The sequence below is a fragment of the Altererythrobacter chaiwopuensis genome, assembly GCF_054957735.1.
The window spans coordinates 34,942-51,600 of the sequence record NZ_JBTXJF010000001.1; the positions used below are offsets into that span (position 1 = coordinate 34,942).

Sequence of the window (16,659 nt, forward strand, 5' to 3'; positions counted from 1 at the left end):
TCTTGCCTTGGGAAAGCGCGGTTAGCATGGGGGAGGGACAATGCAAGCATATCGCCTGATTCCCCACCCGGCATTTCCGCCCTCTTCGGTGAGCGCGGTAGAGGCGCGGGTGGGGCTGGATGACCCGAACTGGCTGCACCTGCGATGGCGGATAGAGGAGGCGGGCACGCTGGTCCTGCCCCCGATCACGGGCAAAGGCAGGGCGGACGGGCTGTGGCAAACGACCTGTTTCGAACTGTTCCTGCGCCCTGAGGGAGGCGAGTCCTATCATGAGTGGAACCTCTCGCCCTCGCGCCAATGGAACGCCTATGGTTTTACCCGATACCGCGACAGAATGGAGCCGCTTGAAATCGCGCGCGCGCCAGATTGCGTGATGCGGCCCGGCTCGAAATTCGCCATTTTCGATGCTTTCATCGCGCGTTCGCAGCTCCTCGGGATGCACTGCGCCATGGGCCTGAGCGCGGTGATAGAGGAAGCGGGTGGCAACAAAAGCTATTGGGCGCTTGCGCATCCACAATGCGATGCGCCGGATTTCCACGATCCGGCTTGCTTTGCGGCGAGCCTTCCGGCACCTCGAAACCCATGAAATTCGGGATTGATCGGCTGCTGGCAGAGCCGGAACTACTGCGCGAACTTGATGGAAAACGGGTGGCACTGGTGGCGCATCCCGCCTCGGTCACGGCCGACCTGACGCATAGCCTTGATGCGCTGATCGCGGCGGGCGTGAACGTGACCAGCGCATTCGGCCCCCAGCACGGGCTGAAAGGCGACAAGCAGGACAATATGGTGGAGACTGCGGACGAACTCGATCCGCATTACGGCATCCCGATCTTTTCGCTCTATGGGGAGGTGCGCCGCCCCACCGGGCAGATGATGGGCACTGCCGACGTATTCCTGTTTGACCTGCAAGACCTTGGCTGCCGCATCTACACCTTCGTCACCACTCTGCTCTACTTGCTCGAAGAGGCCGCAAAGCACGGCAAGAGCGTGTGGGTGCTTGACCGTCCCAACCCGGCCGGGCGCCCGGTTGAGGGCACGCTGCTGGTGCCGGGGCAGGAAAGTTTTGTTGGCGCCGCGCCAATGCCGATGCGCCACGGCCTCACCATGGGCGAAATGGGGCACTGGTTCATCCGCCAGTTCAGCCTCGACGTGGATTACCGCGTAGTCGAGATGCATTATTGGCTCCCTGAAGCCGGGCCCGATGGCGGCATGGGGGGGTATGGCTGGCCGCAGGACCGGATCTGGATCAATCCGTCGCCCAATGCCGCAAACGTCAACATGGCGAGATGCTATGCCGGCACCGTGATGCTGGAAGGCACCACGCTGAGCGAGGGCAGGGGGACGACGCGGCCATTGGAAGTGCTGTTCGGCGCGCCCGATGTCGATGCCAAGGCGGTGCTGGCGGAAATGCACGCGCTCGCGCCTGACTGGATGGCTGGCTGTGCCTTACGCGAATGCTGGTTCGAGCCGACTTTCCACAAACACGCAGGAAAGCTGTGCAATGCATTGATGATCCACGCAGAAGGCAGGTTCTACACCCATTCAACCTTCAAGCCGTGGCGGTTGCAGGCGCTGGCATTCAAGGCGATCCGGCGGCTCTACCCGGAATATGATCTGTGGCGTGATTTTCCCTATGAATACGAGCTGGAACGCCTTGCGATCGATGTAATCAACGGCGGGCCAGCCTTGCGCGAATGGGTTGATGACCCAGCGGCACGCCCAGGCGACCTCGATGCACTGGCCTCAGCCGATGAAGCGGCCTGGATCGCCGATGTAAGGGATCTTTTGCTCTACTAGGGTTTGATGTCCGCGTTTGGGTGGGGCGCGGACCTCGGCGTCGGCCCCGATTTCGCCACATCCGCTCAGCCTGAGCGGGCTTGGGTAATTGCCGCAATGGGGTCGTTAGCGGCCTTTTCGCCTCAATGCCCCTGTTTCCGGCTTAGCTCGCGCATGGTATCGTCCAGTCCGTCGAGCGTCAGCGGATACATCCGGTCATTTACCAGCTGCTTGAGCATCTTGGTGCTCTGCGAATAACCCCATTGCTTTTCGGGCACCGGGTTGAGCCACACGGTCGCGGGATAGGTGTCGGCCACCCGCTTCATCCACACTGCGCCGGCTTCCTCGTTCATATGCTCGACACTGCCGCCGGGGTGAGTGATCTCGTAAGGGCTCATCGCCGCATCGCCGACGAAGATCACCTTGTAGTCATGCCCATATTTGTGAAGCACGTCCCAGGTCTTGGTGCGTTCCTGCCAGCGGCGCTTGTTGTCCTTCCACACGCCCTCGTAAAGGCAGTTGTGGAAATAGAAGAACTCGAGGTTCTTGAATTCCGCATTGGCCGCGCTGAACAATTCCTCGCACAGCTTGATGAAGGGGTCCATCGAACCGCCCACGTCAAGAAACAGCAGCAGCTTCACGGCATTGTGCCGTTCCGGGCGCATGTGGATGTCAAGCCAGCCCTGCTTGGCGGTACCGTCGATCGTGGCGTCAAGGTCAAGCTCGTCCGCCGCGCCCTCGCGCGCGAAACGGCGCAGGCGGCGCAGCGCCATCTTGATGTTGCGGGTGCCCAGCTCCTTCGTGTTGTCGAGGTTCTTGAACTCGCGCTTTTCCCACACCTTGATCGCACGCTTGTGCTTGCTTTCGCCGCCGATCCGCACGCCTTCGGGGTTGTAGCCCGAATTGCCGAACGGGCTGGTGCCGCCGGTGCCGATCCACTTGTTGCCGCCCTGGTGGCGCTTTTCCTGTTCCTCGAGCCGCTTCTTCAGCGTCTCCATGATCTCGTCCCAGCTGCCCAGCGCCTTGATCTTCTCCATCTCCTCTTCGGAGAGGAATTTCTCGGCCACCGCCTTCAGCCAGTCTTCGGGAATGTCGACCGGGTTCTGGCCATAATCGCTGAGGATGCCCTTGAAGACGCGGTTGAAGACCTGGTCGAAACGGTCGATCAGCCCCTCGTCCTTCACGAAGGTGGCACGGCTGAGGTAATAGAATGCCTCGGGCGTCTGCTCGATCACATCCTTGTCGAGCGCCTCCAACAGGGTGAGGTGCTCCTTGAAGCTGGCGGGAATTCCCGCGGCGCGCAATTCGTCGACGAAATTGAAGAACATGCGCTTGCCTTAGCGTTGCGATTTGCAACGCGCCAGCCTTACTCAACTCCCCCTATCCAAATTAACCGGTTGCTAACCACGTAAGGTTACTGCGCTGGCTGAAGCCATAACCGAGGACGCATCTGATGAAGCCGATCGCGATCGATACCAACGGCGCAACAGCGCTCGACAGAATACCCGAAATCTGCGGGGATGTTACGGTTGGCTGCACCGATGTGGCCGGCATTGTCGAGGCGGTCATCCGTTCATCCGAGGCGCTGCGCGAAGAGCACACGGCGCTGCGCGGAACCGTTACCGCGCTTGAGGCCGATCAGGCTAAGGTGGCGGAAGCCAGCGACGAAGCCCGGCTACTGTCCGAACGCGCGATCGAACGCCTGGGCGAAGGCACCACACTGATTCATTCTTCGCTTGGCCAGATCAATTCGCTGCTCGAACTGGTTGAAGCGCTGTCGCAGCATGTCACCAGCTTTGCCGCCGCGATGGAACAGGTGCGGCGCAGCTCGAAAGATATCGAGCAGATCGCCGAAACGACCAATATCCTGGCGCTCAACGCCACCATAGAGGCGATGCGCGCGGGCGATGCCGGGCGCACCTTTGCAGTGGTGGCGGGCGAGGTGAAAAGCCTGGCCAATGACACCCGCAAGGCAACCGAAGAAATCACTTCGACGATCGACGCACTTGGCAGCGAAGCGTCACAGGTGATCGAACGGATCGAAACCGGCTCAAAAGCCAGCGGTGAGGCCAAGGCTTCCGTCGCCCAAATTGAACGCACGATCGTTGGCGTGGGCGAATTGGTGGAAGAGGTCGACAAGCAGAATGACCAGATCGCACGTTCGACCTCCACGATCAGCGATCATGTGGTGCGGGTGCAGGATGTGCTCGACAGTTTCGACAATGCGGCACTCGACAACGAGACCAAGTTGCAACGCGCGCACACGCGCATGGAAGAGCTGGAAATGACTGCCAGCGAGATGTTCGACCGCATCGTGCAGGCAGGGCTATCGCCTGAAGACAGTGCGATGGTCGAGGCCGCACAGGGTTTTGCGCACGAACTGGCCGACATTACCAGCCAGGCGATCGAGAACGGCGAACTTAGCGAAGCCGTGCTGTTCGATAGCAATTATCAGCTGATCGAAGGTAGCAATCCCAAGCGCTATCGCACCAGGTTGTGCGATTGGGCAGACGCGCACTGGCGCCCCTTCCTCGACCGCGCCAAGCAGACCAACGCCCGCGTGATGGCCGCAGCCTGCACCGACAAGAAGGGCTTCCTGCCCACGCACCTTTCCGAATGGTCGCAAGCGCCAACCGGCAATCTGGCGCACGATACGGCATTCTGCCGTAACGGGCGCATCATCTTCGATCCGATCGACCAGAAGGCGAAGAATTCTTCCGCCCCCTATATGATGGCGGTTTACCGGCAGGAAGGTGATGGCGAGCGCTATAAGGTCGTGCGCAATGTCTACATTCCGCTGATTATCAACGGGAAGCGCTGGGGCGATTTCGAGCTCGCCTATTCCTTTTAACTGATTCCCGGACTTAGCCCGGGTTGCGGCGCGCCATGAAGGCAAGCCGTTCGAACATCATCACATCCTGCTCGTTCTTGAGCAGCGCACCGTGCAGCGGCGGGATCGCCGAATTGGGGTTGCTGTCCTGCAGAACTTCCATCGGCATGTCTTCGTTGAGCAGCAGCTTGAGCCAGTCAAGCAGCTCGCTGGTGGAGGGCTTCTTCTTCAGGCCGGGCACCTCGCGCAGCTCGTAGAAAATATCCATCGCCTTGCTGACCAGCTTTTTCTGGATCCCGGGGTAATGCACATCGATGATCTCGGCCATCGTCTCGCGATCTGGGAACTTGATGTAATGGAAGAAACAGCGGCGCAGGAAAGCGTCGGGCAGTTCCTTTTCATTGTTCGAGGTGATCACCACGATCGGGCGTTCTTTCGCTTCGATCCGCTCATGCGTTTCGTAAACGTCGAAGCTCATCCGGTCGAGTTCCTGGAGTAGATCGTTGGGAAACTCGATATCGGCCTTGTCGATCTCGTCGATCAGGAGCACCGGCAGCTCGGGCGAGGTGAAGGCTTCCCAAAGCTTGCCCTTCCTGATGTAGTTCGAGATGTCATGGACGCGCTCATCGCCCAGCTGGCCATCGCGCAGGCGCGCCACGGCGTCATATTCATACAGGCCCTGCTGCGCCTTGGTGGTTGATTTCACGTTCCATTCGATCAGCGGCGCGCCCGTGGCCTTGGCGATTTCATGCGCCAGCACGGTCTTGCCGGTGCCCGGCTCCCCTTTCACCAGCAGCGGGCGCCGCAGGGTTACTGCGGCGTTCACGGCGACCTTGAGATCGTTGGTCGCAATATAGGAGCTGGTGCCTTCAAAGCGCCCTACATCGGACTGGGTGGTGGTCTGTTCGGTCATCGGTTTTCCCTTGAAACTTTCCGTGCGCGTTAAGTTACCCAGCGGTTTGGTGCAAGGGTGTCGCTATGCAAGCTATCGAATTGGCGAGGCGAGCTGCGGTGCTATTGCCGGTTTGATTGAAACTTTTGCCGCAACAACCCGAATTAGCCACTACACCCGCGCCAAAGGAGATTGCCAATGCCGACCGAAAGCCTGAAGATCGTCACTTCCCAGGGGCACGAGCTATCCGGCGCGCTGGAACTGCCCACCGGGCTGGTGCGCGGGGCGGCACTGTTCGCGCATTGCTTCACCTGCACCAAGCAATCGAAGGCGGCCACCGCGGTAACTCGCGCACTGGCGCGTGAAGGGATCGCATCGCTGCGGTTCGATTTTACCGGCCTGGGCGCGAGCCAGGGCGAGTTTGGCCGCGCCGGATTCGCCAGTGATGTGGAGGATCTGGTTGCATCCGCGCAGTATCTGATCGAGCGGTTTGAATGTCAGATCCTGTTGGTGGGCCACAGCCTGGGCGGCGCCGCGGTGCTGGCGGCTGCGGCCGAGCTGGGGCGCGAGAATGTGGCCGCCGTTGCCACCATTGGCGCGCCTTCCGACGTTCCGCATGTGCTGCACAACATCAAGGGTGACCTGGAGCAGATTGAAAAGGATGGCGAAGGCGAAGTTTCGATCGGCGGGCGCAAGTTTCTGCTCGGGCGCGAATTCCTTGAAAGAACCCGCGAGGTCGATCTTGCCGGAGAGATGAAAAAATTGCGCGTGCCGCTGATGATCATGCATTCGCCGACAGACGAGATCGTGGGTATCGAACATGCCGGCAAGTTGTTCGATGCGGCCAAACATCCCAAGAGCTTTGTCAGCCTGGCAGGGGCGGATCACCTGCTGCTGGACGAGGAAGATGCGCGCTTTGCCGCGCGGATGATCGCGGCCTGGGCGGCGCGATACCTGCCGAACAAGGGCGCGCCCGCCATGCCGGATGAAGGCGTGGTGGTGCAGACCGGGAACGGCAAATTCGGCACCGAAGTGCATACGGTGAGCCATCGTTTCGTGGCGGACGAGCCGGCCAGCTATGGCGGCGATGACAGCGGGCCAACGCCATATGACTTATTGCTGGCCGCGCTCGGCACCTGCACCGCGATGACGATGAAGATGTATGCCGATCGCAAACAATGGCCCTTCGCAGGGGCGCGCGTGCATCTCACGCATCAGCGCGACCACGCCGTGGATTGTGACCATTGCCAGAAAGAGGGTGAGGGCGTGCAGATTCAGGCGCTCTATCGCAAGATCGAGCTGCTGGGTGACGAGCTATCCGGCGAACAGCGCGAGAAGCTGATGGAAATTGCCGACAAATGCCCGGTGCACCGGACGTTGGAAGGGCATTTGCATATTCATACGGAGGCGGTTGAATGATCATGGTAACCGGAAGCGTGCAGATGGTTCCTGCAACACGCGAACAAGCGATCGAGCTTGGCTGCGCACATTCACGGCGATCACGGCAAGAAAGCGGGTGTCTCGCCCATAATTGCATGGTCGATGCAGAGGATGTCAATCGGCTCGTCTTCCATGAAGAATGGGCTGACATGAACGCCCTCAGGGCGCATTTCGCTGTGCCCGCATCGGGCCAGTTCGTCAGGCAAATATCGGAGCTGGCAATTTCTCCGCCGGCGATGAACCTGTTCGAAGCCTCTGCTATCGATGCAAAGTCTTTCTAGGCATCGATTAGATCACGATCCACGTCGCCCGCGTGGTTCTGGATGAAGTTGAAGCGGTGTTCCGGGTTGCGACCCATCAACTCGTCCACCAGCCTTGCGACCGTTGCCCGCTGCTCGAATTCCTGCGGCAGGGTGATGCGGATCAGGCCGCGGGTTTCCGGGCTCATGGTGGTTTCGCGCAATTGCTGCGGGTTCATTTCGCCGAGGCCCTTGAACCGGCTGACCTCCACCTTCTTGCCCTTGAACACGCTTTCTTCCAGTTCCGCGCGGTGCGCATCGTCGCGGGCGTAGCGGGTCTCTTTGCCGCTGGTCAGCTTGTAGAGCGGCGGTTGGGCCAGGTAGAGATAACCGCCGCGCACCACTTCGGCCATTTCCTGGAAGAAGAAGGTCATCAGCAGCGTGGCGATATGCGCCCCGTCAACATCGGCATCGGTCATGATGATGATGCGGTCATAACGCAGGTTTTCAGGGTCGCAATCCTTGCGCGTGCCGCAGCCGAGCGCGAGCGAGAGATCGGCGATTTCCTGATTGGCGCGGATCTTGTCCGCCGTGGCGCTGGCGACGTTGAGAATCTTGCCGCGGATCGGCAGGATCGCCTGGCTCTTGCGGTCGCGCGCCTGCTTGGCGCTGCCACCGGCCGAATCGCCTTCGACGATGAACAGTTCCGTCTCGCGATCGCCTTCGCCGCTGCAATCGGTGAGCTTGCCCGGCAAGCGCAGCTTCTTGGCGTTGGTCGCGGTCTTGCGCTTGATCTCGCGCTCCTGCTTGCGCTTGAGCCGCTCGTCCATGCGCTCCATCACGCTGCCAAGCAGCGCGCGTCCGCGCTCCATATTGGCGGTGAGGAAATGGTCGAAATGGTCGCGCATCGCATTCTCGACCAGGCGCGTGGCCTCGGGCGAGGTCAGCCGGTCCTTGGTCTGGCTCTGGAATTGCGGGTCGCGGATGAAGACGGAGAGCATCACCTCGGCCCCGGTCATCACGTCGTCAGCCGAAATGTCCTTGGCCTTCTTCTGGCCAGTGAGCTCGCCGAATGCACGCAAGGATTTGGTCAGCGCCGCGCGCAATCCCTGCTCGTGCGTGCCGCCATCGGGGGTGGGCACGGTGTTGCAATACCAGCTGGTCGATCCATCCGACCACAGCGGCCAGCCCACCGCCCATTCGACGCGGCCCCTGTCCTCCGGAAAGTCCTGGCTGCCGGTGAAGGGCTGGGCAGTAACGCATTCGCGCGTCCCGATCTGTTCGGCAAGGTGATCCGCGAGCCCGCCAGGGAACTTGAACGTGGCCTCTTCGGGCACGTCGTCACTGGCGAGCGAAGGCGCGCATTTCCAGCGGATTTCGACCCCGGCGAACAGGTAAGCCTTCGAGCGTGCCAGCTTGAACAGCCGCGCGGGCTTGAACTGGCGATCGCCGAAGATCTCGGTGTCAGGGGTGAATGAGACGGTGGTGCCGCGCCGGTTGGGCGTGGGGCCGAGCTGCTGCAGCGGGCCGAGCGTCTGCCCGCGCGCGAATTCCTGCGCGTAAAGTTGCCGGTCGCGCGCAACTTCAACACGGGTGTGGCTTGAGAGCGCATTGACGACACTCACGCCCACGCCGTGCAGGCCCCCGCTGGTGGCATAGGCCTTGCCGGAAAATTTGCCGCCCGAATGGAGCGTCGAGAGGATCACCTCGAGCGTGGACTTGCCGGGAAACTTGGGGTGCTCGTCTACCGGGATACCGCGGCCATTGTCGCTGATCGAGAGGCGATTGCCTTCCTCGAGCCGCACCTCGATGCGGCTCGCATGGCCGGCCACGGCTTCGTCCATCGAATTGTCGAGCACCTCGGCGGCGAGGTGGTGCAGCGCGCGGTCGTCGGTCCCGCCGATATACATGCCAGGGCGGCGGCGGACAGGCTCAAGCCCTTCCAGCACCTCGATCGAGGATGAGTCATAATCGCCGCTCGACGCGGGTGTGTTTTCGAACAGATCGTTGGACATGACTTGCCAGTATCTCTGGTTGAGCCGGGCTTACAAGCTCGGGAAGAATCTTATCCTCGTCATTGCGAGGGGGCCAAGGCCGACGAAGCAATCCAGCGTCTGACCATGGATTGCCGCGCCGCCTCACGGCGGCTCGCAATGACGAATCTGTGGTCGGGCTCAGTCGCTGAAGCGCGCAGGTGCCGGATCGACCACCTTTACATCGTCGGCCGCGACCTGGCGAACTTCCATTGCCCGCTCGACCACCCCGTTGGTGCCAAAGCGGAATGCCCCGTCAAGGCCGAGGAAACCATCCCTTGCGGTTAGGCTGCGGGTGGGGAAGGGGCGGCCCACGCGCCAGTCACGCGCGATCCGCAAGGTCAGCAGCACCGCATCGTATCCGAGCGTCGAAATGCGGTATGGCGCACCACCGAAGCGGTTCTGGTAACTGTCGCGGAAACGGGCAAAGCGCTGGCTCGAAACTGCCGAAAACAGCGCCCCGTGCAGCGCATTGGTGCGGGTGACCGCGTTTTCGCCGCTCCACAGCTCCGTGCCAAGGATGCGCGGCGAGCGCCCCGCGCCGTCTTCGCGCAGCGCATTGGCCCCTTGCGCGGCGAGCTGCACGCCATCGGCAATCAGCACGGTGTCATAGCCGCCCTTCTCACGCAGTTTGCCGGCCGCGCCGATCACTGCGCTGCTGGTGCGACCATAGCGTTCAGTCTGCGTCAAAAGCCCGCCATATTCGCGAAGTGCATTGCCAAGCGCGCTGGCCGCGCGATCACCATAATCGCCGCTGGGCAGCAGCGCCGCAAAATTGCTTGCGCCCTTCGAACGGGCATAGGCGACCGAGCGCGCAATCGACTGTTCGGGGATATGCCCCATCACGAACACGTCGCCCAAAGCCACGCTGGTGTTGTTGCTGAAGGAAATCAGCGGAATGCCCGCCCGGCGCGCCTCTGCCAGCACCGCGGGCACATTGTCGGCCAGCATCGGCCCCAGAATCAGCCGGTTGCCATCCGCCACCGCCTTCGCTGCGGCACCACGCGGATCGCTCGATGTGTCGTAAGTGGTGATGCGCAGATTGTCCGCGCTGGTGTCGAGCACAGCCATGTTCGCGGCATTGGCGATAGACTGGCCCACTGCGCCGTTCTGGCCCGTAAGCGGGACGAGGATGGCGATGCGGTGCCGGGTCTCGTCTGTCGGCAGGGCGGTGGCGCTGGGTTCCGGCGTAGGCGTTGGCGTGGGCGCGGTGGGCGCGGGGCCGGATTTCGGGATCACCTGGCAGCCGGCCAACAACAGCGCTGTGCCGCCCACCACAAGGTTGCGCCGATTGAACAAATTCCGCTTCATGCTTGCCGACCCCATATCCGCTGTTCCAAAGAGCAATGCGTGAACAACAATCGTCCTGAATCAGACCTGTCTGCACCGCTTGCTCATGGCCTCTATATCGTTGCCACGCCGATTGGCAATTTAGGCGATATAACGCTCCGTGCGGTCGATATATTGCGCCGTTGCGACGTTGTCGCCTGTGAAGACACCAGAGTCACGGGCAAACTGCTGAAGCATCTGGGATTTTCAAAGCCATTGATCCGTTATGACGATCACGCGAGCGAAGCAAACTGTGCCGCGCTGGTCGAACGTGCCCGTATCGAAGCAGTTGCGCTGGTCAGCGATGCCGGAACACCGCTGATCTCCGATCCGGGCTATCGCCTGGTCAGGGCCGCGCGAGAGGCGGGGGTGCCGGTCACGACCTTGCCGGGTGCTTGCGCTGCAATTGCCGGTTTGACCCTGTCAGGCCTGCCCAATGACCGCTTCCTGTTTGCCGGTTTCCTGCCTGCAAAGGAAAAGGCACGCGCCGAAGCGTTGGAGGGATTGGCCCAGATACATGCGACGTTGATATTCTATGAAAGCGGTCCGCGCCTGGTAAAGACGCTTCACGCGATTGCCGGGATTTGGCCCACACGCGGAGTCGCGGTCGCGCGCGAGCTGACCAAGCTCTACGAAGAATGCCGGACTGGCAGCGCCGCCGACCTCGCCGAACATTATTCCACTAATCCGCCCAAAGGTGAGATTGTGTTGCTGGTTGGCCCGCCGGACGAGGCAACAGAAGAAATCGACCCGGACGACCTGCTGCGCGAAGCATTGGCGACGCTCAAACCCTCGCAGGCTGCGGCACAGGTAGCCAGGGCCACAGGGCTGGATCGCAAAGCGCTCTATACCCGGGCAATGGAGCTCAAGGCCGGATGAAGCGCCAGCTTGCCGAACATGCCGGCCGAAAGGGAGAATGGCGCGCCGCCGCCTGGCTCAAGCTCAAGGGCTGGCAGGTTCTGGCGCAGCGGGTCAAGACTCCGCGCGGCGAGATTGACCTGGTGGTAAAGCGCGGCGGCGTAGTTGCTTTCGTTGAAGTGAAATGGCGCCAGCGCGCCACCGATCTCGATTACGCAATCGATGAATATCGCCTGCGCCGGGTTGCCGCCGCGGTCGAATGCGTCGCCTGCGACTATGCGCCCGATGGGGAAGACATCAGAATCGATGTCATCCTGCTTGCGCCGGGCGCCCTGCCACGCCACATCGTCAACGCCTGGATGCCCTGATCACTTACTTGCCTCGTCATTGCGAGGAGCGTAGCGACGCGGCAATCCAGAAACATTGAGCACGAGGCCCTGGATTGCTTCCCCCGGATCAAGTCCGGGGTCGCAATGACGAACGGAGAATCAAAGCTTGTCCCTGAGAATAGCCGTCCAGATGGACCCCATCGAGACCGTCAATATTGCTGGCGATTCCTCCTTCGCATTGATCGAGGCAGCCCAAAAGCGTGGGCACACGGTGTTCGAATATCATGTCGATTCGCTCACCCTCGACGCCGATGACCGGCTGCACGCGAACTGCTTTCCGGTGAAGGTGCAGCGGGTACAGGGGGACCATGTCACCAAGGGCGATCCGGTTCGGCTTGATCTGGGGCGCGATATTGACGTGGTGTTGATGCGGCAGGATCCGCCATTCCACATGGGTTATATCACCGCCACCCACCTGCTCGAGCGCATCAAGCACGAAACGCTGGTGGTCAATGATCCGGTCAGCGTGCGCAACGCACCTGAAAAGGTGATGGTGCTGAATTACCGCCGCTTCATGCCGCCCACTCTGGTGACGCGCAATGTGGACGAAGCGCGCGCCTTCATGGAGCAGCATGGCGCGGTGGTGATGAAGCCGATCCATGGCAATGGCGGCAAGGCGATCTTCCGCATTCCGGAGAATGGCGAAAACCTCTCTGCCCTGTTCGAGGTTTTCAACCAGACCTGGCCCGAGCCGCACATGCTCCAGCCCTTCCTGCCCGAAGTGGCGCAGGGCGACAAGCGCATCGTGCTGGTTGATGGCGTGGTCGCGGGCGCGATTAATCGCAGGCCGGGCAAGGGCGAATTCCGCTCCAATTTGGCGATGGGCGGCAGTGCTGAGGCGACCGATCTAACCGCCACCGAGCAGGAAATTTGCGATGCCATGGGGCCTGAACTGAAACGGCTTGGCCTGGTGTTCGTGGGGATCGATGTGATCGGCGGGAAATACCTCACTGAAATCAACGTCACTTCGCCCACCGGGATCATGGCGATCGACCGCTTTAACGGCACCGACACGCCGGGGATGATCTGGGACGCGATCGAGGCGCGGTTGGGGGAAAAGGTTTGGGTCGGCTAACGACCACATTGCGGACGATCGCGTATGCCGTCAGAGCAACGACAGATCGGCTAAACCAGTCACGTGGCGGTCACTTCCTTGGAATTGCAGTCGCTCCTCTGTTTTTGCCTGACCCCATCGGGCAATGTACATCTCCATTTGCGCGGTTTCGTCTTGCCACAGAACTCGGAGGTAATTGTGAAGCGATCCATCCTCACCACCATCGCAACTGTCGCGCTGGCACTCTTTGCTTGCGGAGAAGCAACAGCGCAAACAGAGGTGTCGATTCAATCCGGCGCCATCGACGGCATGGTCGAAGGAGAGGTCATCAGTTGGAAGGGCATCCCATTCGCCGCACCGCCTGTGGGCGATTTGCGGTGGCGCGCGCCACAGCCAGCAGTCCAATGGGAGGGGGTTCGTCAAACAACCGAATACGGTCATGACTGCATGCAACTGCCATTTCCCAGCGATGCTGCCCCTCTCGGCAACACGCCTGCCGAAGACTGCCTCTACCTCAATGTCTGGAAGCCTGCACCGGCCGATGGCCCTTTGCCCGTGATTTTCTGGATTTACGGCGGGGGTTTCGTCAACGGCGGCACCTCGCCGCCGACCTACAGCGGTGCCGAACTGGCGAAGAAGGGCGTGTTGGTCGTCAGCGCCAATTACCGGCTCGGGCGTTTCGGCACATTCGCCCACCCACAACTGACTGAGATCGATGCAGACAGTGGCCTACTGGGCAATTACGCGCTGCTCGACCAGATCGCTGCACTCAAATGGGTGCAGGGCAATGTCGCCGCCTTCGGGGGCGATCCCGGCAACGTGACTATCGTTGGCGAATCCGCTGGCGGCTTCGCGGTTCAGGTGCTGATGACCTCGCCAATGGCCCGCGATCTGTTCGCCCGTGCGGTGATCATGTCGGGTGGAGACGGAAGCGCGCCTCCCGTTACCCGGCGCGATACAGAGCGGGCCGGCCTGGCCTTCGCTGCTTATCGGGGTATCGCCGCCGACGATCCCGAGGCGCTGGCCAAGCTGCGCGCGCTGGACGCTGATGCGATCACCGATGGGCTCAACATCGATACGATGTTTCACCAGTACGAAGCAGGCAGGCTGGCTCCGGGGTTTCCCGATGGCCGGATATTGGTTGATACCGGCCAGGCCTTTGCCGAAGGCGCTTTCGCGCATGTGCCAGTGATGGTCGGCGCCACCGCAGACGATATCGGCGGCAAGACCGGCGAGATGGTGGCTGGCGCGCGCTCGTTCAGTGCCATGCTCGCCGCGCAGGGCGTGCCGGTCTATGCCTATCGCTTCTCCTATGTGCCGGAATCGCTGCCGGGGCAGGGTGCCTGGCACGCCACCGATATTCCCTTCTTCTTCGATACCCAAGCGATCAAGTACGGCCCCGCAACCACCCCGCGTGACAATGCCATGGGTCGGACCATCAGCGCCTATCTTGTGAACTTTGCCAAGTCCGGGAACCCAAATGGCACGGGCCTACCGAGTTGGCCGCGATATGAGAAATCAAGCGATGTGATCATGGATTTCACAGCCATGGGCACAGCCATGCCGCAAACAGATCCCTTAGCCGAGATCTTGGATGCAATCGCGCGGCGCTAGGCCTTGGAATTTGCGCGCTGAAATCCGCACCCATCCAATTAATCTGAATCACTCTGAAAGAGCGATTGGGATCAATGGTCCTTAGCGTGTTCACCCTATATCTGCTTTCCACCCATAAACAGACATCATCTCTTCTTCGCTCTCGGATGAGCGTCGCGGTAGTTTTCCAGCATCACTGCCGCATCGACCTTGGTGTAGATCTGCGTTGATCCAAGCGAGGCATGGCCAAGCAGCTCCTGCAAGGACCGCAAATCCGCACCCGCGCCCAGCAGATGCGTCGCGAAACTGTGCCGCAGCGCGTGAGGGGTCGCGGTATCCGGCAATCCCAGTGCACGGCGCGCCTGCGCGGTCGCCTTTTGAACCATGCCGGGGCTGAGCGCGCCGCCCTTGGCACCGCGAAACAGGGGCTCTCCGGCGCCAAGCGGCCAGGGGCATTGGGCGCAATAATCCGCAACCGCCGCTCGGGTGATCGGCAGCACCGGCACCATCCGCTGCTTGCCGCCCTTGCCGGTGACTTGCAGCACTTCGCCCAGCGGCACATCCCGCCCTTTCAGCGACAGCGCCTCGGCGATCCGCAGGCCCGAACCATAGAGCAGCAGCAGCACCGCGCGGTCGCGCGCGCCGATCCAATCGGCCGCTGCGCTCTCCCCAACAAGGTCCGCCAGATTGCTCGCCTCATCGGGGGTGACGGGGCGGGGCAGGCCCTTCTTGATGCGCGGCCCGCGCAGCCGCGGTGCAGCGGGATCGGGATCGCCGGCCTGCTGGCGCGCATAGGCGATGAAGGCCTTGAGCGCGGACAGCTCGCGCGCGGCGCTGGCATTGCCGATCCCCTCGGCTCGGCGTGAGGCAAGATGGCGGCGCAGATCATGCGCTTCGAGCCGGGCGACAGAATGCCAATCGCCAAGCTCGCGTGCCTTGAGCAGGCGATCGGCACAACCGAGATAGGCGCGCACCGTATGCGGGCTGCGGCGGCGGCTGTTGGTGAGTTCGGCGCGCCACATCTCCAGCATTTCTGCTGCGCCGCTCATGCGCTGACCAGCCCGTCAGCCACGATCTCGCCCAGCAGCGCATCGAGCAGCGGCATTCCTGCCGGGGTCAGCGCGATCCGCTCACCGGTTTGTTGCACCAGCCCTAGATCCCGGTGTAGCGCCAAGCGCTTCTCATCGACCAGCAAGGCACGGTCGATTCCGAAACGTGCCGCCAGTTCGGCCAGATCGATTCCTTCGGTAAGCCGCAGGCCAACCAGCAGTGCTTCGGAGGCCTGTTCGGCCTTGCCCAGTGCGCGCTCGTGACTGATGCCATGGCCGTGCCGTTCGATCGCGGCGAGGAAGTTCTCTGGCTTCTTGTGTCGCTCTGTGGCCGCGTTCTGTCGCCGTCCGTGAGCACCGGGGCCGATGCCGCAATAGTCCTGATAACGCCAATAGGCGAGGTTGTGGCGGCTTTGCTGACCCGGCCTTGCGTGGTTGCTGATCTCATAGGCGGGCAGGCCTGCCGCCGTGGTCAGTTCCTGCGTCAATGCATAGAGATCGGCTGCTGGATCGTCTCCCAAGGGATTGAATTTATTGAGTCTTACATCGGTAGCGAAGCGCGTGTTGGGCTCGATCGTGAGCTGGTAGAGCGACATGTGATCAGTGCCGAGCGCCAGCGCGCGCTGCAATTCGGCGGACCATTGTTCGCCGGTCTGGCCAGGCCGGGCATAGATCAGATCGATGTTGACGCGGGCGAAATGGCGCTGTGCCGTCGCGACGGCTTCCAGTGCTTCCCTGACGCCATGCAAACGTCCCAAAAACTGTAAGGTATCATCCTCAAGTGACTGAATACCAAGCGAAACACGATTTACTCCCGCAGCAGCAAGCGCAGCGAAATTATCCGCCTCCACCGAGCTGGGATTGGCCTCCAACGTGATTTCGATTGCGGGATCAAAGCCCCATAAACGCTCGGCTTCTTCTAGCAATGCAACGACCAGTGCCGGCGGCATCAGCGAGGGTGTTCCGCCCCCGAAAAAGATCGATTGCAGCTTCTCACCGCCCGCAATTTCCGCTTCGTGTCGCATATCTGCGAGCAGGGCTCGTTGCCACAGATCCATGTCAACTCCGTCGCGGACATGGCTGTTGAAGTCGCAATATGGACATTTCTTCAGGCAGAAGGGCCAATGGATATAGAGAGCGCGTGCCACGATGCGCCTATTTCACGCTCTGTTAAGCG

Annotated in this window: 15 protein-coding genes; 9 read left to right on the forward strand and 6 right to left on the reverse strand. The window is 61.5% G+C overall.

The window, feature by feature from the left end; genetic code table 11:
* Positions 1–40 precede the first annotated feature (40 nt).
* Positions 41–586 carry a DOMON-like domain-containing protein gene (locus ACX3VQ_RS00165; RefSeq protein WP_462578947.1) on the forward strand — a complete coding sequence of 182 codons (546 nt, stop codon included), beginning with the start codon at positions 41–43 and terminating at the stop codon, positions 584–586.
* Complete coding sequence (locus tag ACX3VQ_RS00170) at positions 583–1,797, forward strand: exo-beta-N-acetylmuramidase NamZ family protein (protein WP_462578948.1); 1,215 nt, start codon at positions 583–585, stop codon at positions 1,795–1,797. The genes ACX3VQ_RS00165 and ACX3VQ_RS00170 overlap by 4 nt, the downstream gene beginning before the upstream one ends.
* Before the next feature lie 122 nt (positions 1,798–1,919).
* Here ACX3VQ_RS00170 and ACX3VQ_RS00175 read toward each other — a convergent pair whose 3' ends face one another.
* The gene (locus tag ACX3VQ_RS00175) at positions 1,920–3,104 is read right to left on the reverse strand and encodes a vWA domain-containing protein (protein WP_462578949.1); all 1,185 of its coding nucleotides are present in this window, start codon (positions 3,102–3,104) and stop codon (positions 1,920–1,922) included.
* 125 nt (positions 3,105–3,229) lie between these two features.
* On the opposite strand from ACX3VQ_RS00175, the gene ACX3VQ_RS00180 reads away from it, so the two are divergent.
* A complete protein-coding gene (locus ACX3VQ_RS00180; RefSeq protein ID WP_462578950.1) occupies positions 3,230–4,627 on the forward strand; it encodes a methyl-accepting chemotaxis protein in 1,398 nt (465 codons plus the stop codon).
* Positions 4,628–4,640: 13 nt separating this feature from the next.
* Here ACX3VQ_RS00180 and ACX3VQ_RS00185 read toward each other — a convergent pair whose 3' ends face one another.
* Entirely contained in the window at positions 4,641–5,519 is an 879-nt protein-coding gene (locus tag ACX3VQ_RS00185) for an AAA family ATPase (protein ID WP_462578951.1), read from the reverse strand.
* A 177-nt stretch (positions 5,520–5,696) separates the two neighbouring features.
* Between ACX3VQ_RS00185 and ACX3VQ_RS00190 the strand changes: the two genes are divergently transcribed.
* Together ACX3VQ_RS00190 and ACX3VQ_RS00195 are read left to right on the forward strand one after the other, a co-directional pair.
* Entirely contained in the window at positions 5,697–6,917 is a 1,221-nt protein-coding gene (locus tag ACX3VQ_RS00190) for a bifunctional alpha/beta hydrolase/OsmC family protein (protein ID WP_462578952.1), read from the forward strand.
* Positions 6,914–7,219 carry a putative quinol monooxygenase gene (locus ACX3VQ_RS00195; RefSeq protein ID WP_462578953.1) on the forward strand — a complete coding sequence of 102 codons (306 nt, stop codon included), beginning with the start codon at positions 6,914–6,916 and terminating at the stop codon, positions 7,217–7,219. The genes ACX3VQ_RS00190 and ACX3VQ_RS00195 overlap by 4 nt, the downstream gene beginning before the upstream one ends.
* Here ACX3VQ_RS00195 and parE read toward each other — a convergent pair.
* Together parE and ACX3VQ_RS00205 are read right to left on the reverse strand one after the other, a co-directional pair.
* Positions 7,216–9,192 carry a DNA topoisomerase IV subunit B gene (gene parE, locus ACX3VQ_RS00200; protein ID WP_462572197.1) on the reverse strand — a complete coding sequence of 659 codons (1,977 nt, stop codon included), beginning with the start codon at positions 9,190–9,192 and terminating at the stop codon, positions 7,216–7,218. The two genes, ACX3VQ_RS00195 and parE, sit on opposite strands and share 4 nt — an antisense overlap.
* A 159-nt stretch (positions 9,193–9,351) precedes the next feature.
* A complete protein-coding gene (locus ACX3VQ_RS00205) occupies positions 9,352–10,521 on the reverse strand; it encodes a penicillin-binding protein activator (protein ID WP_462578954.1) in 1,170 nt (389 codons plus the stop codon).
* A gap of 39 nt (positions 10,522–10,560) precedes the next feature.
* Here ACX3VQ_RS00205 and rsmI point away from each other — a divergent pair, with 39 nt between their 5' ends.
* From rsmI to ACX3VQ_RS00225, 4 genes are all read left to right on the forward strand, one after another.
* On the forward strand, positions 10,561–11,418 hold the full coding sequence (gene rsmI / locus ACX3VQ_RS00210) for a 16S rRNA (cytidine(1402)-2'-O)-methyltransferase (RefSeq protein WP_462578955.1): 858 nt from the start codon (positions 10,561–10,563) through the stop codon (positions 11,416–11,418).
* Entirely contained in the window at positions 11,415–11,765 is a 351-nt protein-coding gene (locus ACX3VQ_RS00215) for a YraN family protein (RefSeq protein WP_462578956.1), read from the forward strand. The genes rsmI and ACX3VQ_RS00215 overlap by 4 nt, the downstream gene beginning before the upstream one ends.
* A gap of 127 nt (positions 11,766–11,892) precedes the next feature.
* Complete coding sequence (gene gshB / locus ACX3VQ_RS00220) at positions 11,893–12,861, forward strand: glutathione synthase (RefSeq protein WP_462578957.1); 969 nt, start codon at positions 11,893–11,895, stop codon at positions 12,859–12,861.
* 258 nt (positions 12,862–13,119) lie between these two features.
* Positions 13,120–14,454, forward strand: coding sequence for a carboxylesterase/lipase family protein (locus ACX3VQ_RS00225; RefSeq protein ID WP_462580646.1), 1,335 nt, complete (start codon positions 13,120–13,122; stop codon positions 14,452–14,454).
* Between the two features lie 125 nt (positions 14,455–14,579).
* On the opposite strand, the gene ACX3VQ_RS00230 is transcribed toward ACX3VQ_RS00225, so the two are convergent.
* Positions 14,580–15,482 (reverse strand): tyrosine recombinase XerC, encoded by a 903-nt coding sequence (locus ACX3VQ_RS00230; RefSeq protein WP_462578958.1) that lies wholly within the window; start codon positions 15,480–15,482, stop codon positions 14,580–14,582.
* The gene (gene hemW / locus ACX3VQ_RS00235; protein WP_462578959.1) at positions 15,479–16,630 is read right to left on the reverse strand and encodes a radical SAM family heme chaperone HemW; all 1,152 of its coding nucleotides are present in this window, start codon (positions 16,628–16,630) and stop codon (positions 15,479–15,481) included. Before hemW ends, ACX3VQ_RS00230 begins: the two co-directional genes overlap by 4 nt.
* Positions 16,631–16,659 lie beyond the last annotated feature (29 nt).

Excerpts from the sequence above, each read along its gene's own strand:
- ACX3VQ_RS00165 (WP_462578947.1), top strand. The coding sequence starts at position 41 with ATGCAAGCATATCGCCTGATTCCCCACCCGGCATTTCCGCCCTCTTCG.
- ACX3VQ_RS00170 (WP_462578948.1), top strand. The coding sequence starts at position 583 with ATGAAATTCGGGATTGATCGGCTGCTGGCAGAGCCGGAACTACTGCGC.
- ACX3VQ_RS00175 (WP_462578949.1), bottom strand. The coding sequence starts at position 3,104 with ATGTTCTTCAATTTCGTCGACGAATTGCGCGCCGCGGGAATTCCCGCC.
- ACX3VQ_RS00180 (WP_462578950.1), top strand. The coding sequence starts at position 3,230 with ATGAAGCCGATCGCGATCGATACCAACGGCGCAACAGCGCTCGACAGA.
- ACX3VQ_RS00185 (WP_462578951.1), bottom strand. The coding sequence starts at position 5,519 with ATGACCGAACAGACCACCACCCAGTCCGATGTAGGGCGCTTTGAAGGC.
- ACX3VQ_RS00190 (WP_462578952.1), top strand. The coding sequence starts at position 5,697 with ATGCCGACCGAAAGCCTGAAGATCGTCACTTCCCAGGGGCACGAGCTA.
- ACX3VQ_RS00195 (WP_462578953.1), top strand. The coding sequence starts at position 6,914 with ATGATCATGGTAACCGGAAGCGTGCAGATGGTTCCTGCAACACGCGAA.
- parE (WP_462572197.1), bottom strand. The coding sequence starts at position 9,192 with ATGTCCAACGATCTGTTCGAAAACACACCCGCGTCGAGCGGCGATTAT.
- ACX3VQ_RS00205 (WP_462578954.1), bottom strand. The coding sequence starts at position 10,521 with ATGAAGCGGAATTTGTTCAATCGGCGCAACCTTGTGGTGGGCGGCACA.
- ACX3VQ_RS00215 (WP_462578956.1), top strand. The coding sequence starts at position 11,415 with ATGAAGCGCCAGCTTGCCGAACATGCCGGCCGAAAGGGAGAATGGCGC.
- ACX3VQ_RS00230 (WP_462578958.1), bottom strand. The coding sequence starts at position 15,482 with ATGAGCGGCGCAGCAGAAATGCTGGAGATGTGGCGCGCCGAACTCACC.